Below are 18,752 nucleotides of genomic sequence, written 5' to 3'. Positions count from 1 at the left end.
ACCCCGCTGAAGGAACGACCATGTACCTCGGAATCGATTTGGGTAGCTCCGGCGTCAAGCTCCTGCTGCTGGACGAACGGCAGCAGCCGCAATCCACGGCCGACGCCGCCCTGGCGCAGCACCGCCCGCAGCCGACCTGGAGCGAACAGCACCCCGCCGACTGGCTGGCCGCGCTCGAGCGCGCCGTGGCGCAGCTGCGCGCGCAGGCCCCGGCCGCGTGGCGCCAGATACGCGGCATCGGCCTGTCGGGCCAGATGCACGGCGCCGTGCTGCTCGGTGCGCAGGAGCAGGTGCTGCGCCCGGCGATCCTCTGGAACGACGGCCGCGCGGCCGCCGAATGCGCCGCCCTGGAGCGCGCCGTTCCTGCGGCGCGACAGATCACCGGCAACCGCGCCATGCCGGGCTTTACCGCGCCCAAGCTGCTGTGGCTGCGCACGCATGAACCGGCGCTGTTTGCGCAAATCCGCCGCGTGCTGCTGCCCAAGGACTGGCTGCGCTTGCAGCTCACGGGCCAGGCCGTGAGCGACATGTCCGACGCCTCGGGAACGCTGTGGCTCGACGTGGGCGCGCGCGCCTGGAGCGACCCCCTGCTGCAGGCCTGCGGGCTGGAGCGCGCGCACATGCCCGCGCTGGTCGAGGGCAGCGCGCGCGCCGGCGTGCTGCGCGACGACGTCGCGCGCCGCTGGGGCCTGCCCGACGGCGTGCTGCTCGCCGCGGGCGCCGGCGACAACGCCGCCAGCGCCGTGGGCGTGGGCGCGCGCACGGCCGGCCAGGGCTTTGTGTCGCTGGGCACCTCGGGCGTGGTGTTCCGCGTGACGCAGTCCTTCGCCCCCGCGACCGAACGCGCCGTGCATGCCTTTGCCCACGCGCTGCCGCAGCGCTGGCACCAGATGGCGGTGATGCTCAGCGCCGCCAGCGCATTCGGCTGGGTGACGCGCCTCACGGGCCCGGGCGACGAGGCGCAACGGTCCGCCGCCGTGGGCGCCATGGCGCAGACGCGGCAGGCGCAGGCACCGCTGTTTCTGCCCTACCTCAGCGGCGAGCGCACGCCGCACAACGACCCCGCGGCCAGCGGCGTCTTCATGGGCCTGCGCCCCGGGCACGACGCGACCGACCTGGCCTACGCCGTGATGGAGGGCGTGGGCTTTGGTCTGCTCGACGGGCTCAACGCCATACGCGAGGCCGGCACGGGGGACGCCGACGCCGACACCGCGCTGGCCCTGGTCGGCGGCGGCGCGCGCAGCGACCCCTGGGCGCAGCTGCTCGCCAGTGCCCTGGGCTGCCCCCTGCAACGCCCGCAGGGCGCGCACGCCGCGGCCGCGCTGGGCGCCGCGCGGCTCGCGGCCATGGCCTGCGGCGGGGACGAGGCGCAGTGGTGCCAGCCGCTGCCCGCCGACGCCCGCTTCACCCCGCAGGCCGCGCAGCAGGCGCTGCTGGCCGAGCGCTACGCGCGCTTCGTGGCGCTCTATCCGGCGCTGCAATCGCAGTTCCGTGCGCCTGCGCCGGGCACGGCCTGAGGCGCCGGCGCCGGGGCGGGCCTCAAGCTCCCGCCGGCCGCGGGAGGTTGGCGACGCCGCCGTCCACGTGGCCTGCGGGCACGTGGCGCGCGGCGGACACGACATGGCCCGTCTGGTCGTCAAAGAAAAAGTCCGGCTCGAACTCGCGCAGAAACTCGCCCTTGGGCAGACCGCCGAGGAACATGGCCTCGTCGAGCGCGATGTCCCAGCTCATCAGTGTGCGGATCGCGCGCTCGTGCGCGGGCGCGCTGCGCGCCGTGACCAGGGCGGTGCGGATGCGCATTGCGCTGCCACTGGCTGCGCCCGCCGACTGCAAGCGGTGCAACGCGGCGAGCAGGGGCTTGAACGGGCCGTCCGGCAGCGGCAGCGCGGCCTTGTCGGTCTCGTGCTGCTGAAAGGCGTCCAGCCCTCCGGCCTGGTACACGCGCTCGGCTTCGTCGGAGAACAGCACGGCGTCGCCGTCAAAGGCGATGCGCACTTCCTGCGGGTTGGAGTCACCGGCCTGCACCGACTCCGTCAGCACCCGCGCGGCGGGGTAGCCCAGGTGCAGGGCCTCGCGCACGTCGGCCACATTCGCCGACAGGAACAGCTGCGCGCCCAACGGCCGCAGGTAGCGAAACGGATCGCGCCCCTGCGTGAACACGCCGCGCTGCACCATGGGCAGGCCATGCGCGGCACACGAACGAAAAACGCGCATTCCGCTGACCGGGTCGTTGCGCGACAACACCACCACCTCCACCCGCTGCGCTCCCGAGGCATTGAACGCGAGCAGCTTGCGCACCAGCGAGAACGCCACCCCGGGGGCGGCGGGCACGTCCAGCCGCTGGCGCTGCAGTTCCACGTAGGCGCGGTCGTCGCCATGCTCGAAAACGCGGTTCTCTTCCTCAAAGTCGAACAGCGCGCGCGAGGAGATCGCGACCACGAGCTTGCCGTCAAGGGTCACGGCCATGGGGGGCTCCCTGAAATCGCCGCAGCGGGGGCAGTGGGCGCCATTTCTTTTACTTGACGAACTGGTTGAGCTGGATGATGGGCATCAGCACGGCCAGCACGATCAGCATCACGACCAGGCCCATGGTCACGATGAGCAGCGGCTCGAGGAGCGTGGCCAGGTGCATTGCGCGCCGCTGCACCTCGGCGGACAGCTGCCGCGCCGCCCGCTGCAGCATCACGGGCAGTTGGCCGGTCTGCTCGCCCAGGCGGGCAAACATCGGCAGCAGGCCCGGAAAGCGCTTTTTCTGCGCCAGCGCCGAGGCCAGGGGCGCACCTTCGCGCACCAGCACCAGCGCGTCCAGCGCGTCGGCCCGCAGCGCGCGGTTGTTCAACGTTTCGGCGGCCGCCTGCAGGGCTTTGAGAATGGGCACGCCCGCGCCCGCGAGCATGGCCAGGGTGCCGGCAAACCGGGCCGCGTTGTAGCCGCGGGCCACCCGGCCGATCAGCGGCAACTTCAGCCAGGCCGCGTCAAACCTTTCGCGCACCGACTCCACGCTGAGCGCCCAGCGCGCGCCGAAAGCGGCCAAACCGCAGACCATCAGCAGGGTCCACCCATAGCTGCGCACGAAGGCGCTGATTCCCAGCATCGCCTGCGTGAGAAACGGCAGCGCCCGCCGGGTGCCCGCGAACACACTCGCCACCTGGGGCACGACGTAGCCGACCAGGAACAGCACGATCACGATCGCCACCAGGGTCACGATGGCGGGGTAGAGCGCTGCGCCCACGAGCTTGGCCTTGAGCGCCTGGCGCTCCTCGAGGTCGTCGGCCAGGCGTTCCAGCACCAGGCCCAGGCTGCCGCTGTGTTCGCCCGCGCCGATCACGGCGCAGTAGATGTCGGAAAACTCGCGCGGGTGCTGCGCCAGCGCTCTGGCGAACGTGGCGCCGGCGTTGACTTCGGCGCGCAGCTCGGCCACGAGCAGGCGCTGGCGCTCCTCGTCGGCCTCCTCCGCCAGGGCGGTGAGTGCCCGCTCCAGCGGCAGGCCCGAGGACACCAGCCCGGCAATCTGGCGCGTCCAGATCGCCAGCGCGGTGGCGCTGAACACGGGCCGGGTGAACAAGCGCTGACCCAGGCTGATCGGGCGGCCGTCGGGCGACTGGCTGGCCTGCACCCGTTCGACCTGCAGCGGCACCAGGGCCTGGGCCCGCAGCAGGCTGCGCGCGGCCCGGGCCGTATCGGCCTCCATGAGGCCCTTGCGGGTCTGGCCCTGGGCGTCCAGGGCTTCAAAGGAGAAAGCAGGCATGCAAGGGCGATCGGGCGGTCGGGGAGGTCACACGGGCCGCGCAAGACGTGCACGGCAGCCCGCGATGGTAGCCGCTGCCGACCGCCGACACGCAGCAGCGCCATGGGCGCGCTCCCGCAGGCTGCGTTCGGCAGCTCAATGCAGCATCAGCGCGCCGGCGGTCTTGCTCTTGCCGGCGCGGGCGGGCGGGTTGCACAGGCCGCAGATGAAGTGGCGGCTCTCGTATGGCGCGGTCACGAACTGGCCGCCGCAGCGTGCGCACCGGGTGCGGGTCAGCATGCCGGCGTCGATGAACTTCACCAAGCGCCATGCGCGGGTAAAGGACAGCAGGGGATCGACCCCGGCCGTGCCCACCTGTTCGGCGTACAGGCGGTAGGCCTTGACCAGCAGTTCCGCGGCGTCCAGCGCCATGGCCTTGGACAGGTACTCGTGGATTCCCAGAAGCAGCGAACTGTGGACGTTCTCCTGCCAGGTCAGGAACCAGTCGGTCGAAAAAGGCAGCTGACCCTTGGACGGCGACCTGCCGGCGATTTCCTTGTACAGGCGGATCAGGCGTTCATACGACAGCGTGGTTTCCGACTCCAGCAGCTGCATGCGGGCGCCCATGCGGATCAGCATCGCGGCGCGCTCGATCTGCCGGGACTCGTCGAGAATGCTCTTCACGGGGGATTTGGCGGGTGTGGACATGGCAGGCTTTCGTGGGCGCAGGGGTTCTCAGAGCACTTCCGACACGCGGCCGGCCATCAGGATGTTGGCGTGCAGCGTGTTCGCGGCGGCACTGCCCGCCTTCTTCGTCGGGTGGTTGGTGAGCAGGCTCCAGACCAGTTGGTCGTCAACCCGGAAGCTGCAAAGAAGCGTGTTTCTCGACGCCAGCGCCATGATTTGCGCCGCGGACAGCGAGGCCAGGATATCGGCCGATTCTTCGTTCATTCCGAGGCGGAAAACCGCTTCGGCCTTGTCCTCGCGGATCAGCGTCTGTGCCAGCATCAGATAGCCGAGGTTGGCTTCGCGGATTTCGGCGAAAAGTTGTTCGTGGGTCATGGCCGCTCCTTGGGTTTTCCGGTTGCGCGTCTTGCGTCGCCTGCTGGCTGCAGGTTTCGCGTGCTCCGCTGCCAGAGATTGTGAAACGGCCGCGCTCGAAAATTGAGTCAGGGTTTGGCGCTGTCGCTTGTCTGGTTTTGCGCCGCGCCGAGTAGGAATCTGCCCTACAAGCGAGCCCAAGCGCCGCCCCATTCCGGCAACGCCTGCGGCGGCGCCGGATTTTTCAAACGACCAAAAGCACCCAGCTGGACTTGGCCTCCGCAAATCCTAATATCACGAGTTTGAAGTATAAAAAATAGAGTGCCACAACGAATCCTGTGGTACTCCACTTCCAACGAAACAGTTTCATTAAAAAAACCAAGAACAACACAAATGGCACAAAACACCCGTATACCACAAGAGAAGAATACAAAATTATAACATCTCTTGGAATCTTGACGTCAAGAGAAGCAACAATTCCGACTGCAGAATAATATAAAGTTCTGCTCACCAAGAAATATAAAGAGATGGATGCGAATTTAACGATTTCCATTCACCATCACCCGTAGCAAGTACTTTTTCAACCATGAAAGCTAACGTGAAATCCCCTTCAAAGCAAGCGGAGCTCCGATCTGAAGCTGACCCGTGCCGAGACTGTATGTACGGGGAGCGCCATGTTGGGCGTTGTTGCATAAATCAGGAGTCCCTGTGTGTAGCGGGCAACACACTGGGCTGGAGACCCGGCAACCCCTGGATGACGGCATCCGGGAAGACAAATGGACGGCCTGCACTTGGGAGGCACTCGCAGTGGGCGCAGGCGCGAGCCAGCCGACTCTGGCCTGCCTACCCCCTCCGGCCCGCTACGCCGGTTGGGGCCCCCTTTCGACCCGTTAAACTGAGGTATCATCGAAATGTCCGAAACGATACGGTTGCTGCGTCACCCGCATGATTGTCACGCCTGACGCGCGATGCGTACCGAGCTTGGGCAACAACGGCCATACCGGCCCCGAAAGCAACGCCACCTGCATGCCAGGTTGCTTGCAGACCATCCAGAAAACTCTCTTGATGAAGAAAGAACCCATGAATTACCGACTCCCAAGGCGGGCAACACTCGCAATGATCTCGGTGGCTGCGCTGTTGTCCACCGGCTTCGCATCGACCCGCGCAATCGAGCAGAACACCGCACATGCTCTTGGCTTGGACAAGGGCTCGTTCACCATATCCAACCGCAGGAACGATGGCGTAAGGACCAGATACACCGTCAAAACCAACACCGGAAAGCGATACAGTTGCTACGTCACCGGCTTGGGCGCTTCGTTCACGGTGTCTGACGCGATGTGTACCGAGCTTGGCAAGAAATGAAGAAAGAACCCATGAACTACCTACTCCCACGGCGGGCAACACTCGCAATGATCTCTGTGGCTGCGCTGCTGTCCACCGGCTTCGCAGCGACCGACGCGATCGAGCAGAACACCGCACATGCTCTTGGCTTGGACGAGGGCTCGTTCACCATATCCGACCACAGGAACGATGGCATAAGGACCAGATACACCGTCAAAACCAACACCGGAAGGCGATACAGCTGCTACGTCACTGGCTTGGGCGCTTCGTTCCCGGTGTCTGACGCGATGTGTACCGAGCTTGGCAAGGCCGGTCAACAAGCAACGACCGACGCCTCATGCAACGCGCTCTTGAAGGCCGCGGGCAAGTGTTGATGACGCTGCGACTGAACTCGGAACCACCCGACTCGGCAGTCCATTCACGTGGGCAAAGATCGCACGACCATCCGGGCGAAGTTCTGCTTAAAACGCCCAGTCGTAGCTTTCACGCCCCCGTGTAAACATCACACCGCTTCGCGTCGCCTTGCAATGCCACGTCTGCATTGTCTGTTCAAGTCCCTCTGGGGACTCTCTGAGGCCATCCGGATCAAACACCACGGCGCAGTGCGCGGCCGGTGCCCTCACGGATTCGCAGGACAGCCACTGCACGCCCCGATCCTGAGCGCCCGCCGCCACAGCATGGGTGTCGGTGTAATCGCTGCCATGGATTCTTCTTCCCCAACGTGAACGGCATCCAGATTGAAATCGGCCAAGTCAATTAACCTCTTTTCAGAAAAGAAAGAAAATGCAAGTCATTCCCTGCACAGAAGCACAACTGGATATCATTGCAGAGCTGTTTAATGATTATCGAATTTTTTATGAACAAGCGAGTGATCTACCGGCTTCGCGCGCTTTTATCGAGAAAAATCTAAAGCAGCAACGGTCCAAAATTTTTTTGCTGCTCGATGACAACGGTACCCCGACGGGATTTTCCCAGTTGTACCCGGCGGTTTGTTCGCTGATGCTGCGTACCTACTATTATTTATCGGATCTGTACGTCGTCAAATCCGCAAGACGGAATGGCCATGCCCGGTATTTGATGAATTACATCACCAAGCACTTCACCCGGGACGGTGCGCAACGTTTGACGCTCGATACCGCCACGACCAATAAGATCGCGCAGAACCTGTATGAATCACTGGGCTACGAGCGCGAAGAGGTGTATATCACTTATCACCAACGCCTCGATACCCCGAGCGAAGTGCCAACCTCCACATAAACGATTCGAGTCCGGTTCGGGCAGATTGCAATGCTCGGCTTCGAACGCTATCCCATCTCTACCAAGACGGTTTTTCAAACTTTCGGCATCGCGCCCCATTGGCAATCTGACGCCGCATAGTTGCCCGACTTGGCCAAGGGGATTGGCGCATCTCCCGCCGGCAATCCAGGGTGCGCATGATCGGCAGCGGCCCCCCCCCGTTAACGGGAACGAGGCCTATCCGCTCCGTTTCCATCGCACACCCCTGTGCGTCCGTCCGGTTTTGCGTCAGGACGCGGTGGCAATGCCGGGCATGGGAATGAAGCCCGGGAGGCGCTTGATGCGTTCGATCCAGGACAGCACGTTCCTGTAGGGCGCAAGGTCGATTCCCCCTTCGCCAGCCAGCGCCGTGTAGGGCATGCAGGCGATGTCGCCTATGGTCGCATGGCCGAGTTCCAGGAATTCCCGGTCGGCCAGGTGGTCGTCCATGATCTTGAAAACCCGGTTCGCCCCGGCGTGCAGTTTTGCCAGGTCCAGCGGGTAGTTCAGCACCTTCACGAGCCGCGCGCCCGCGGCGTTCATGACCTCGCCGCCGCCGGTCGAAAGCCATTGCGCGATCTTGCCCTGCGCCGCGGCGTCGTTCGGGAACCAGGTGTCGGACTTGTCGTACTTGCGCGCCAGGTACACGAGGATGGCTTGTGCATCGCGCAGGCGCAGGTCGCCGTCTTCAAAGATCGGAATTTCGCCAAACGGATTGAGCGCCAGGTAGCGCGCGGACTTGTGTTCCTTTTTCACGAAGTCCACGGGAACGGCGTCGTAGGCGACGCCCAGGATGCTCATGAAGAGGCGGATCTTGTAGCAGCTTCCGGAAATGTCGCAGTCGTAGAGTTTTGGCATCTGTGTCTCCTTGGGGTTGAATGATCAAATGGTTGGCGGGGAACGCTTATCTGGCTTGCCTGGCTCGTCTGCGGGCAGGCGCGCAAGAATCCGGCTGTGGTGCATCAGGTGGTCGGCGATGAAACTCTGGATGAAGAAGTAGCCATGGTCGTAGCCTGGGTGCATGCGCAGTTCCAGCGGCTGGCCCACCTGGGCGCAGGCTGCGCGAAACAACTCGGGCTGCAACTGCTCGGTCAGAAATTTGTCGTCCAGGCCCTGGTCGAGCAGCACGCCCTGCGGCCAGGGCGGCGCCGTCTGCCGCTCCATCAACAGGCTGGCGTCGTGCTGCGCCCAGGCCGCGGGGTCGCTGCCGAGGTAGCCGGCAAACGCCTTGCGCCCCCACGGGCATTGCGTCGGCGCGCAGATGGGGGCGAAGGCCGAGACCGATTGGAAGCGTCCCGGATGCCGCAGCGCGAGCGTCAGCGCGCCGTGTCCGCCCATCGAGTGGCCGAAGATTCCCAGGCGCTGCAAGCTGATGGGCAGCTGCGCGCCAACGAGCGCCAGGAGCTCTTCGACGATGTAGCTTTCCATGCGCCAGAACCGCGCCCAAGGCGCCTGCGTTGCGTCCAGGTAGAAGCCTGCGCCCACGCCGAAGTCCCAGCTCGCGCTTTCCCCCTCGACATTCGCTGCGCGCGGGCTGGTGTCGGGCGCAATGAGCGCCAGCCCGAGCTCTGCCGCCAGCCGCTGCGCGCCGGCCTTGATCGCAAAGGTCTCTTCGTTGCAGGTCAGGCCCGAGAGGTAGAGCAGGGCGGGCACGTCGCCGGCCGCGGCCTGCGGCGGCAGGAACACGGAAAAGCGCATGCGCAGGCCCGTCTGGCCCGAGTCATGTTCATAAAAGCGCTGCGCGCCGCCAAAGCAGCGGTGTTCGGAAAGGATTTGCAATTTGGCTCGCCCTCAGTACAGCACGACCCCGCGGATCGATTCGCCGCGCCGCATCAGATCGAAGCCCTGGTTGATGTCCGCGAGCGGCATGGTGTGGGTGATCAGGTCGTCGATGTTGATTTTCTTTTCCATGTACCAATCGACGATCTTCGGCACGTCGGTGCGCCCGCGCGCGCCGCCGAAGGCCGAGCCTTCCCATTTGCGGCCCGTGACCAGCTGGAAGGGGCGGGTGCTGATCTCCGCGCCGGCCGGCGCCACGCCGATGATGACGCTGCGGCCCCAGCCCTTGTGCGTGCATTCCAGCGCCTGGCGCATCACCTGGGTGTTGCCTATGCACTCGAAGCTGTAGTCGGCGCCGCCGTCGGTCAGCTGCACGATCGCGTCAACGATGTTCTCCTGCTCCTTGGGGTTGAGGAAATGCGTCATGCCGAAGCGGCGCGCCATCGCCTCGCGCCCGGGGTTGACGTCCACGCCGATGATCTTGTCCGCGCCCACCATCCTGGCGCCCTGGATCACGTTCAGCCCGATTCCGCCAAGACCGAAGACCACCACGTTCGCGCCGGCCTCGACCTTGGCGGTGAAGATCACCGCGCCGATTCCGGTGGTCACGCCGCAGCCGATGTAGCAGACCTTGTCGAAGGGCGCGTCCTCGCGGATCTTCGCCATCGAGATCTCGGGCGCCACCGTGTAGTTGCTGAAGGTGGAGGTGCCCATGTAGTGAAACAGGGGCTTGCCGCCCTGGCTGAAGCGGCTGGTGGCGTCGGGCATCAGGCCCTTGCCCTGGGTGCCGCGGATCAGCTGGCAGAGATTCGTCTTGCGCGAGAGGCAGAACTTGCACTGCCGGCATTCGGGCGTGTAGAGCGGGATCACGTGGTCGCCCTTTTTGAGCGAACTCACGCCGGGCCCGACGTCGACCACGATTCCCGCGCCTTCGTGGCCGAGGATTGCCGGGAAAATGCCTTCCGGGTCGGCGCCCGAGAGGGTGTAGTAGTCGGTGTGGCAAATGCCTGTGGCCTTGATCTCGACCAACACCTCGCCGAACTTCGGGCCGTCGAGGTCCACGGTTTCTATGCTCAGGGGGGCGGCGGATTTCCAGGCGACTGCGGCCTTCGTCTTCATGCTTGTCTCCTTGAAGCCTCTTCTATAGTGTGCTGTGCCGAACGGATTGTGAAAGCGCGTGCGCGCCGCTGCCACAGCGCACCGACGGGCGCCGGGCAACTTGGCCGCACAGCGCACCAATTTGGCCGAATCACGTCACCCCGCCCCGTCCGATATGAAAGGGCCCTGTCCATGGCACCGCTTTCCGCGTCCCGAGCACGCCGCGTCGACATCGTGGTCTATCCGGGTTTCAAGGCCCTGGAGGCCATCGGCACGATGAGCGTTTTCGAATACGCCAACATCCACCTCGCGCGGCAAAAGCAGCCCCGGGGCTACGACGTCGCGGTGGTATCAACGGCCGCCGGCGCAGTGCCTTCGGACATGCTGATGTCGCTGGTCGCGACCCGCGGCCTGGACGCGGCGCTGCTGCCCGACATCGCGCTCATCGTGGGCGCACGGGCGATCGAGGCGGCGCTCGAAGACAATCCGGCGCTGCTGCACTGGGTGCGCGCCGCCGCGCCGCGCATCGAGCGGCTCGTGGCGCTGTGCTCGGGCAGTTTCTTCCTCGCCGCCGCGGGCCTGCTCGACGGCCAGCGCGCCACCACGCACTGGAGCGTCGCCCCGCTGATGCAGGCCCGTTTTCCCGGGGTGCAGGTCGAGGCGGACGCGATTTATCTGCGCGCCGGTCGGCTCTGGACGTCGGCCGGAGTGACTGCGGGAATCGACCTGGCGCTGGCGCTGGTCGAGGAGGATTTCGGGCGCGGCCTGGCGCTGGAAGTCGCGCGGGATCTGGTCGTGTACCTGAAACGGCCGGGCGGGCAGTCGCAGTTCAGCGTGCACTTGGCGAGCCAAAATACCAGCCACCCCGGGGTCCGCAGGGTGCAGGACTGGATTCTTTGTCATCTGGACGAGTCGCTCGGTCTGGCGGACATGGCACGGCGCGCGGCCATGAGCGAACGCAACTTCCGGCGCGTGTTCTGCAAGGAGGTCGGCAACAGCCCGCTGGCCTTCGTCGAGCGCGCGCGCCTGGAGGCCGCGCGGCGCCTGCTCGAGGACGGCGATCTGCCGCTGAAGTCGATCGCCGCGCGCATCGGCCTGGGGTCGGAGCAGCCGATGCGCAGGCTGTTCCTCAAGCACCTTGGCGTCACGCCGCACGAGTACCGCGCGCGCTTCGGCGGCGCGGGCGGGGCCGCGCAGCAGGCGCCCGCGCGCAGCGGCGTTGCCGGCCGCCCGCTTCCATATTCCAATATCTGATTGTTTAACAAGAATATATTCTTTTGAGTTTTAAGCAGCGCCGCGCACAATGCGCGGTTTTCAGCATTTCTCGGGCGCCGCACGCATGACATCCTTGAACCCCAAGACCCTTCTGGTCGCCCTGGCCCTGGCCGCCAGCGGTGTGGCGACGGCGCAGAACGCATTGCTCAACGTCTCCTACGACGTGGCGCGCGAGTTCTACAAGGACTACAACGCGGCCTTCGTGGCCCACTACCGCAAGACCACGGGCCAGGAGGTGAAGATCGACCAGTCGCACGCGGGCTCCAGCGCCCAGGCGCGCGCCGTGAACGACGGTCTGGCCGCCGACGTGGTGACCATGAACACCAGCACCGACGTGCAGTTCCTCGCCGACAAGGGCGTGGTGGCCAAGGACTGGGCCCGGCGCTTTCCGTACGACGCATCGCCCACCACATCGACCATGTTGTTCCTGGTGCGCAACGGCAACCCCAAGGGCATCCGGGACTGGGACGACCTGATCAAACCCGGCGTGCAGGTCATCGTGGTCAACCCCAAGACGGGCGGCAATGGCCGCTACGCCTACCTCGCCGCATGGGGCGCGGTGCGCGAGAAGGGCGGCAGCGACGCGCAGGCGGCCGAGTTCGTGGGCAAGCTCTACAAAAACGTTCCCGTGCTCGCCAAGGGCGGGCGCGACGCGACCGCGACCTTCCTGCAACGCAACCAGGGCGACGTGCTGATCACCTTCGAGTCCGAAGTGCTTTCCATCGAGCGTGAATTCGGCGCCGGCAAGGTGGACGCGGTCTACCCCTCGGTGAGCGTGGTGGCCGAGAACCCCGTGGCCGTCGTCGAGCGCACCGTGGCGCAAAAGGGCACGGCGCAGCTGGCCAAGGCGTATCTGGACTACCTGTATTCCGACGAGGCGCAGGAGATCGCCGCCCGGCACGCCATCCGCCCGCGCACGCCGGCCATGCTCAAGAAATACGCCGCCACCTTCAAGCCGATCGGGCAGTTCACGGTGGCCAAGTACTTTGGCTCGCTGTCCGAGGCGCAGAAGCTGCACTTCAACGACGGCGGCCACTTCGACAAGCTCTACCAGCCCGGCGGCCCCGGCAAACCATGAGCGCTGCGGGTGCGGTGGCCGCGCGGCCTGGCCGGCGCGCGGCCCGGCGGGTACTTCCCGGTTTTGGCCTCACGCTCGGCTATACGCTGTTCTATCTGAGCGCCATCGTGCTGATCCCGCTGTCGGCGCTGGTCTTCAGAACCTTCAGCCTCAGCTGGGAGCAGTTCTGGTCGGCGGTCAGCGCGCCGCGCGTGCTCGCGTCGTACCGGCTCACGTTCGGCGCCTCGTTCCTCGCCGCGCTGGTGAATCTGGTGTTTGGCCTGCTGATCGCCTGGGTGCTCGTGCGCTACCGGTTTCCCGGCAAGAAGATCATGGACGCGCTGGTGGACCTGCCGTTCGCGCTGCCCACGGCCGTTGCCGGCATCTCGCTCACGGCCCTGCTCGCGGGCAACGGCTGGGTCGGGCAGATCCTCGCGCCCCTGGGCATCGAGCTGGCCTTCAAACCCGCGGGAATCGTGGTCGCGCTGATTTTCATCGGCCTGCCGTTCGTCGTGCGCACGGTGCAGCCGGTGCTCGAAGACGCCGAAAAAGAACTCGAAGAAGCCGCCGCCTGCCTGGGCGCCACGCGCTGGCAGACCTTTGCCCGGGTCATCCTGCCGTCGATCACGCCGGCCCTGCTCACCGGTTTTGCCATGGCGTTCGCGCGCGCCGTGGGCGAATACGGCTCGGTGATCTTCATCGCCGGCAACGTGCCCATGCTGTCCGAGATCACGCCGCTGATCATCATCGGCAAGCTCGAGCAGTACGACTACGCGGGCGCCACCGCCGTGGCGCTGGTGATGCTGCTCATCGCCTTCCTCCTGCTGCTCGTCATCAATGCGCTGCAAGCCTGGCAGCGCCGCCGCGCGGGGGCCCCGGCATGAGCGGGCACCCCCCCCTCCATGCCCCGCGGGGAACGACCGAGGCGCCCTGGGTGCGCCGCACGCTGATCGCCGCGGCGCTGGCCTTCATGCTGCTGTTTCTGGTGCTGCCGCTGGCCGCCGTGTTTGCCGAGGCGCTGCGCAAGGGCCTGGGCGCGTACCTCGCCGGTCTGCGCGAGCCCGACGCCTGGTCGGCGATCCGGCTCACGCTGATCACGGCGCTCATCGCCGTTCCGCTGAACCTGGTGTTCGGCGTGGCCGCCGCCTGGTGCATTGCGAAATACGAATTCCGGGGCAAGGCCTTTCTGACCACGCTGGTGGATCTGCCGTTCTCCGTCTCGCCGGTGGTCGCCGGGCTGGTCTACGTGCTGGTGTTCGGCGCGCAGGGCTGGCTCGGTCCCTGGCTTCAGGCGCACGACGTCCAGATCATCTTTGCCGTTCCCGGAATCGTGCTGGCGACGGTGTTCGTCACCTTCCCGTTCATCGCGCGCGAGCTGATCCCGCTGATGCAGGCCCAGGGCAACGAGGAGGAGCAGGCCGCCATCGTGCTGGGCGCCACCGGCTGGCAGACCTTCTGGCACGTGACCCTGCCGAACATCCGCTGGGGCCTGCTCTACGGCGTGATCCTGTGCAACGCGCGCGCCATGGGCGAGTTCGGCGCGGTGTCGGTGGTCTCGGGCCATATCCGGGGGCAGACCAACACCCTCCCGCTGCACGTGGAGATCCTCTACAACGAGTACCAGTCCGTCGCCGCCTTCGCGGCCGCATCGCTGCTGGCCTTGCTGGCGCTGCTCACGCTGCTCATCAAGACGCTGGCCGAACACTACACCGCGCAGACGCAGACGGCCGCTGCCGGACTGCCCCCCGAGCGGCCCCGCTGAAGGAACGGAAAACACCATGGGAATAGAAATCCGCAACGTCAGCAAGCGGTTTGGCAGCTTCCAGGCGCTGCGCGACCTGAGTCTGGACATCGCACCGGGCGAGCTGATCGCGCTGCTCGGCCCCTCGGGCTGCGGCAAGACCACGCTGCTGCGCATCATTGCCGGGCTGGAGACGGCCGACACCGGGACGATCCACTTCTCGGGCGAGGACGCGACCAGCGTGCACGCGCGCGAGCGCAACGTGGGCTTCGTGTTCCAGCACTACGCGCTGTTTCGCCACATGACGGTGTTCGAGAACGTGGCCTTCGGCCTGCGCGTCAAGCCCCGCAGCGAGCGCCCGAGCCAGGCACAGATCCGGCAGAAGGTGACCGAGCTGCTCCAACTGGTGCAACTCGACTGGCTCGCCGAGCGCCATCCGTCGCAGCTCTCGGGCGGCCAGCGCCAGCGCATCGCGCTGGCGCGCGCGCTCGCGGTCGAACCCCGGGTGCTGCTGCTCGACGAGCCCTTTGGCGCGCTCGACGCCAAGGTGCGCAAGGAACTGCGCCGCTGGCTGCGCCGCCTGCACGACGAGCTGCACGTGACCAGCATCTTCGTCACGCACGATCAGGAAGAGGCGCTCGAAGTGGCCGACCGCGTGGTGGTCATCAACCAGGGCCGCATCGAGCAAAGCGGATCGCCGCAGGAGGTCTGGGAGCATCCCGCGAGCCCCTTCGTCTACGGCTTCCTGGGCGACGTGAACCTGTTCCACGGCCGGGCGCACGAGGGGCTGGTGCAGCTCGACGGCATGCAACTCGACTCGCCCGAGCACCGCACGGCGCAGGACGCCCCGGCCTTTGCCTACGTGCGCCCGCATGACCTGGACGTGCAGCGCTATTGCCCGGGCGCCGGGCTGGACGCCGAAGGCCGCCCGCGCGGAATCGTGGTGCGGCTCAGCCGGGCCATCGTCGTCGGGCCGATTGCCCGGCTGGAACTGATTCCATCGACCGAACCCAAACTGGCGGAAAATGCGTCCCCGCAAGGCCCCTTGATCGAAGCGCAGATCCCCGCGCAGCAGTTCAGGGAGGCGGGTTTCCGGGAGGGCGAGACGCTGGTGGTGACACCGCGCCGCGCCCGGGTCTTTCTGGACCCCGCTGCCGGCATCTGAGCCGCCCTTCCTCTCGGGGACCCGGCGCAGACGCCGGGAGCCATTTTGTGCGCCACTCCAAGGACAAGAAATGATGCTGTTGAAATGGATCGATCGCGCGCCCCGCAGGGTGCTCGCCTGCGTCAGCGCGGCCTGCGTGGCCATGCTGGGGTTTGGCATGTATCTGCAGTACGGGGTGGGCCTGGAGCCTTGTCCGATGTGCATCGTGCAGCGCTACGCGCTCATTGGCGTCGCCATCTTCTCCGGCCTGGCCTGCGCCCGGGGGGGCCGGCGCTGGTGGCTCCCGCTCGCCGGCCTGGCCGCTGCAACCGCGGGCCTGGGCGCCTTTGTGGCCGCGCGCCAAAGCTGGTTGCAATGGAATCCCCCGGAGACCGCGAGCTGCGGCCGCGACTTCTACGGAATGATCGAGAACTTCCCCATCAGCCGCGCCATCCCCATGATCCTGCGCGGCTCGGGCGACTGCACGGCAATCGACTGGACCTTCCTCGGCGGCTCGATCGCCAACTGGTCGTTCCTCTGCTTCACGGGCCTTGGCCTGCTGCTGCTCACCGTGCTCGTGCGCGGCCTGCGCGGCGCCGGGCGGCGCGACCTGTCGCCGGCCTGATCTGCGCGGGCAAGCGCCGCCCCAATCCCTGCCTTGGGGGCAGGGTAGCGGTGAAACAGGTTTCATTCTTAATCTGGCACCAAGGTCAGCTCATGCGCCCAGCGTGCAGGCTGACGCTGCAAGAGGCGGTAGCCCATGTTGGCCCAGGGGCTGTTCATGTCACGGTAGCGGGACGAGAACACCAGCCCGCTCTGGCCGGTCTGGCAGATGAAGCGCGACTGCTCCAAGTCCGCCAAGTCATACACCGCGCGCAACGAGGCCGCATGGTGGTTGACGAACAGCCCCTTGGCGTCGCCCGGGTTGTACTGCCCCACATTCACGGTGTACGGGCCCCCAGGCGAGGCATGGCGGACATTAAAAAAATGGGCCAGCACCGGCACGCTGCCCATGGGTCGGTGCACGCTCAGCGCCGGGTGTGCCACACCCCAGCGCCACCGGGCCGGATCCGGGCCATAGGCCATCTGCAGGCGATCAAGCGCACGGTCGAAAGCGGCCGCGGACTGCCCGGCGCAGGACAGAGGCTGGCACCACCAGCCGTCATTGCGCTCCAGTATGCCCTCCACCGCGGCCCGGTAATCGCGCTCACCACCATAGGTGGCTGCAAAACGCTCCAAGCCAATTCGCGGCGCGATCAGGCCCCGCACGAGCTCGTCCACCCAGGCGGAAAACAGCAATGGCGCGGCCTGCCCGGCATCCATCACCCCGTCAAAGTCGGCGAGTTGCGCCTGTGCGGCCGCAGCCAGCGGATGGGCCGAGCGAACCTGCCGCAAATAAGGCAGCAACCGGCGCACGGCCAGCGACGTCACGTCACCCTGCATGGCCTGCATGCTCGCGACGTCATGCTTTTCGCGGGCCTCGATGAGCTGCGCGATGCGCTGGTAGCGGTAAGGCAAGGTCCAATCCTGCGTCAAGTAATACGGGTAGTCCGGCGCCGTCACACGCTGGTTCGCCGTGGCCAGCCAACCCTTGGCGCCATCGTCGCGCGGGGTTTTCCCGGGTGCGATCCAGCCCTGCCAGTCGTAGCGCGCCTCCCAACCGGGAGCCGGAGCCACGCCCCGGATATCGTTGGCAGCAGCGCGTATCGGGACCCGGCCCACGGCCTGGAAGCGTATTTGACCCCGGTCGTCCGCCGCGACCACGTTCTGCATGGGCGAGTGGTAAGACGACAGGGCCTGGAACAACCCATCCACCGTTTGGACATGATTGGTTTGCAGGCCCGCCAGCACCGTCTGGTTGTCGGCATCCAGCGCGCTCCAGCGCAGCGCAAGCACGTATTTGTCCAAATTCAGCGTCCCGGCATGCGATTCTTGCGCATCGCTGAGCACCGGGCCATGGCGCGTGCTGCGCAACCTGATCACCTGATCTGCCTCCCCCTTGACCCGGATGGTTTCGCTGCGCACCGTGAACGGTGCCCAGCCCTCGGGGGTGCGGTATTGCGTGGCGTCAGCGGGGTTGATCTGCTCCAGGTACAGATCCTGCACGTCGGGGTCGGTGTTGGTAAACCCCCAGGCCACATGACCGGTACGGCCCAGCACCACAAAGGGCAGGCCCGGCATGGTGGCGCCGATCACATCGATCGGGGCAATCGGTGTGCCATCCGCGGCCCGACCCGCGGGCGCTTGCAAGGCGGCAAGGTACCAAATCGAGGGTGCGGACAAATCCAGGTGCGGGTCGTTGGCCAGTAACGGCTTGCCGCTCACCGTGCGCGAGCCTGCCAGCGCCCAGTTATTGCTGCCCCGGCCTTCATGGCTACCAGCAGTGCGCGTGAGCGCTTCGGCCCAGGCACGCAGGCCGGCGCTGATCTGGCGAGACAACAGGCCTTCTTGTTGCGCTGGGTGTTTGGGCGCTGCTCCCTGCGGCGCGGCACCTGGGTCCGCTGCCCGATAAACCCCCAACTGACGGTAGAGCGTAGCCAAGTCGACCGAGGTGGCAGGTCGCTCTCCCGGGTAGGGGGGCATCAGTTGCCACAGGCGCTCCGTGTCCAGTGTGCTGGCAACCGACAGGCGCGTGAATTCATGGCCCCAGTTACCACCCATCTCCAGCGCCATCATCAGCGCCCAACCCACGCTGTCCTCGGGCTCCCAGCCACCAGGCTCAACGCCGAGCAGATGGAACTCCGGGGGAAGCGCCTGGGACCGATGGCGGTGAAAAGCCTGTATGCCCTGACTGTAGGACTGCAGGGCTTGCCTGGCGTACGGCGGCAGTCCTTGGTACTGGCGCCGAGCGTTCCCGATGATGTCCAGCGCACGCATCAGTTTGTCGGTCTCCAGCGTGGCGCCGCCGAAAACTTCGGACAGTTCACCGTGCATCACGCGGCGGTTGAATTCCAACTGCCAACTACGCTCCTGCGCATGCACATAGCCCATCGCAAACCAGGCGTCCTGCGGGGTCTGGGCGCGGATATGGGTCACATCGGCATCATCCCGCTGCACCTGGACAGCCTGGCGCAACCCCACCACAGCCAGCCTGCCATCGAGTACCGCAAAGCTGCGCTGCACATAGACCGCAACGGCGCTACCGGCCAGCAATATCGCCACCCCCAGGCCGACAACTATCCACTTGATCCATGACGCCATGGTGCCTCCTATTTTTCGATCCATCTCAGCCCCCGGGCCCACGGCCCAGCCGATTCGTGAAAGGCACGTTCGG

Annotated in this window: 18 protein-coding genes and 1 pseudogene; 10 read left to right on the top strand and 9 right to left on the bottom strand. The window is 66.2% G+C overall.

Translation table 11 applies throughout. The features are described from left to right. The first annotated feature begins 20 nt into the window (after nucleotides 1-20). A complete protein-coding gene (xylB, locus tag D5041_RS03385) occupies nucleotides 21-1,517 on the top strand; it encodes a xylulokinase (RefSeq protein WP_265283877.1) in 1,497 nt (498 codons plus the stop codon). 22 nt (nucleotides 1,518-1,539) lie between these two features. Here the strand turns inward: xylB and D5041_RS03380 are convergent, their stop codons facing one another. The 4 genes from D5041_RS03380 to flhD form a co-directional block, all read right to left on the bottom strand. Then, nucleotides 1,540-2,466 carry a 5'-nucleotidase gene (locus D5041_RS03380; protein WP_010105628.1) on the bottom strand — a complete coding sequence of 309 codons (927 nt, stop codon included), beginning with the start codon at nucleotides 2,464-2,466 and terminating at the stop codon, nucleotides 1,540-1,542. Between the two features lie 49 nt (nucleotides 2,467-2,515). Beyond that, complete coding sequence (gspF, locus tag D5041_RS03375) at nucleotides 2,516-3,748, bottom strand: type II secretion system inner membrane protein GspF (protein ID WP_010105630.1); 1,233 nt, start codon at nucleotides 3,746-3,748, stop codon at nucleotides 2,516-2,518. A 135-nt stretch (nucleotides 3,749-3,883) separates the two neighbouring features. Further along, nucleotides 3,884-4,435 (bottom strand): flagellar transcriptional regulator FlhC, encoded by a 552-nt coding sequence (gene flhC, locus D5041_RS03370; protein ID WP_010105631.1) that lies wholly within the window; start codon nucleotides 4,433-4,435, stop codon nucleotides 3,884-3,886. Nucleotides 4,436-4,462: 27 nt separating this feature from the next. Further along, nucleotides 4,463-4,789: a flagellar transcriptional regulator FlhD gene (flhD, locus tag D5041_RS03365; protein WP_010105632.1), complete on the bottom strand. Its 327-nt coding sequence runs from the start codon at nucleotides 4,787-4,789 to the stop codon at nucleotides 4,463-4,465. Nucleotides 4,790-5,713: 924 nt separating this feature from the next. Between flhD and D5041_RS03360 the strand changes: the two genes are divergently transcribed. Further along, on the top strand, nucleotides 5,714-6,130 hold the full coding sequence (locus tag D5041_RS03360) for a hypothetical protein (protein WP_236610752.1): 417 nt from the start codon (nucleotides 5,714-5,716) through the stop codon (nucleotides 6,128-6,130). An 11-nt stretch (nucleotides 6,131-6,141) separates the two neighbouring features. After that, nucleotides 6,142-6,483, top strand: coding sequence for a hypothetical protein (locus D5041_RS03355; protein WP_236610753.1), 342 nt, complete (start codon nucleotides 6,142-6,144; stop codon nucleotides 6,481-6,483). 87 nt (nucleotides 6,484-6,570) lie between these two features. On the opposite strand, the pseudogene D5041_RS03350 reads toward D5041_RS03355, so the two are convergent. Beyond that, nucleotides 6,571-6,819, bottom strand: a pseudogene (locus D5041_RS03350) (RES domain-containing protein); the annotation flags it as partial. A 73-nt stretch (nucleotides 6,820-6,892) separates the two neighbouring features. Between D5041_RS03350 and D5041_RS03345 the strand changes: the two are divergent. After that, a complete protein-coding gene (locus tag D5041_RS03345) occupies nucleotides 6,893-7,366 on the top strand; it encodes a GNAT family N-acetyltransferase (RefSeq protein ID WP_010105636.1) in 474 nt (157 codons plus the stop codon). 267 nt (nucleotides 7,367-7,633) lie between these two features. Here D5041_RS03345 and D5041_RS03340 read toward each other — a convergent pair whose 3' ends face one another. From D5041_RS03340 to D5041_RS03330, 3 genes are read right to left on the bottom strand one after another with little or no spacing between them, the layout of a single operon-like run. Next, on the bottom strand, nucleotides 7,634-8,242 hold the full coding sequence (locus D5041_RS03340) for a glutathione S-transferase family protein (RefSeq protein WP_010105637.1): 609 nt from the start codon (nucleotides 8,240-8,242) through the stop codon (nucleotides 7,634-7,636). A gap of 24 nt (nucleotides 8,243-8,266) precedes the next feature. Beyond that, nucleotides 8,267-9,163: an S-formylglutathione hydrolase gene (gene fghA / locus D5041_RS03335; protein WP_010105638.1), complete on the bottom strand. Its 897-nt coding sequence runs from the start codon at nucleotides 9,161-9,163 to the stop codon at nucleotides 8,267-8,269. Nucleotides 9,164-9,175: 12 nt separating this feature from the next. Further along, nucleotides 9,176-10,282, bottom strand: a complete 1,107-nt coding sequence (locus tag D5041_RS03330; protein WP_010105639.1) for an S-(hydroxymethyl)glutathione dehydrogenase/class III alcohol dehydrogenase — start codon at nucleotides 10,280-10,282, stop codon at nucleotides 9,176-9,178. Nucleotides 10,283-10,453: 171 nt separating this feature from the next. Here D5041_RS03330 and D5041_RS03325 point away from each other — a divergent pair, with 171 nt between their 5' ends. From D5041_RS03325 to D5041_RS03300, 6 genes are all read left to right on the top strand, one after another. Then, nucleotides 10,454-11,515, top strand: coding sequence for a GlxA family transcriptional regulator (locus D5041_RS03325; protein WP_265258303.1), 1,062 nt, complete (start codon nucleotides 10,454-10,456; stop codon nucleotides 11,513-11,515). Between the two features lie 85 nt (nucleotides 11,516-11,600). Next, complete coding sequence (locus D5041_RS03320) at nucleotides 11,601-12,614, top strand: sulfate ABC transporter substrate-binding protein (protein WP_029554374.1); 1,014 nt, start codon at nucleotides 11,601-11,603, stop codon at nucleotides 12,612-12,614. Next, nucleotides 12,611-13,477 carry a sulfate ABC transporter permease subunit CysT gene (gene cysT, locus D5041_RS03315; protein ID WP_010104822.1) on the top strand — a complete coding sequence of 289 codons (867 nt, stop codon included), beginning with the start codon at nucleotides 12,611-12,613 and terminating at the stop codon, nucleotides 13,475-13,477. The genes D5041_RS03320 and cysT overlap by 4 nt, the downstream gene beginning before the upstream one ends. After that, nucleotides 13,474-14,355 (top strand): sulfate ABC transporter permease subunit CysW, encoded by an 882-nt coding sequence (gene cysW, locus D5041_RS03310; RefSeq protein ID WP_265258305.1) that lies wholly within the window; start codon nucleotides 13,474-13,476, stop codon nucleotides 14,353-14,355. Before cysT ends, cysW begins: the two co-directional genes overlap by 4 nt. 16 nt (nucleotides 14,356-14,371) lie before the next feature. Continuing rightward, nucleotides 14,372-15,499, top strand: a complete 1,128-nt coding sequence (locus D5041_RS03305) for a sulfate/molybdate ABC transporter ATP-binding protein (protein WP_265258306.1) — start codon at nucleotides 14,372-14,374, stop codon at nucleotides 15,497-15,499. A 73-nt stretch (nucleotides 15,500-15,572) separates the two neighbouring features. Next, nucleotides 15,573-16,103: a disulfide bond formation protein B gene (locus D5041_RS03300; RefSeq protein ID WP_265258730.1), complete on the top strand. Its 531-nt coding sequence runs from the start codon at nucleotides 15,573-15,575 to the stop codon at nucleotides 16,101-16,103. 68 nt (nucleotides 16,104-16,171) lie between these two features. Here D5041_RS03300 and D5041_RS03295 read toward each other — a convergent pair whose 3' ends face one another. After that, nucleotides 16,172-18,679 carry a penicillin acylase family protein gene (locus D5041_RS03295; protein WP_265283876.1) on the bottom strand — a complete coding sequence of 836 codons (2,508 nt, stop codon included), beginning with the start codon at nucleotides 18,677-18,679 and terminating at the stop codon, nucleotides 16,172-16,174. Nucleotides 18,680-18,752 lie beyond the last annotated feature (73 nt).

The organism is Verminephrobacter aporrectodeae subsp. tuberculatae, from assembly GCF_026127385.1.
Taxonomy (GTDB): domain Bacteria; phylum Pseudomonadota; class Gammaproteobacteria; order Burkholderiales; family Burkholderiaceae_C; genus Acidovorax; species Acidovorax aporrectodeae.
The sequence above is the reverse complement of the archived record's forward strand: the minus strand, read 5'-3'. Positions and strand labels throughout refer to the sequence as shown.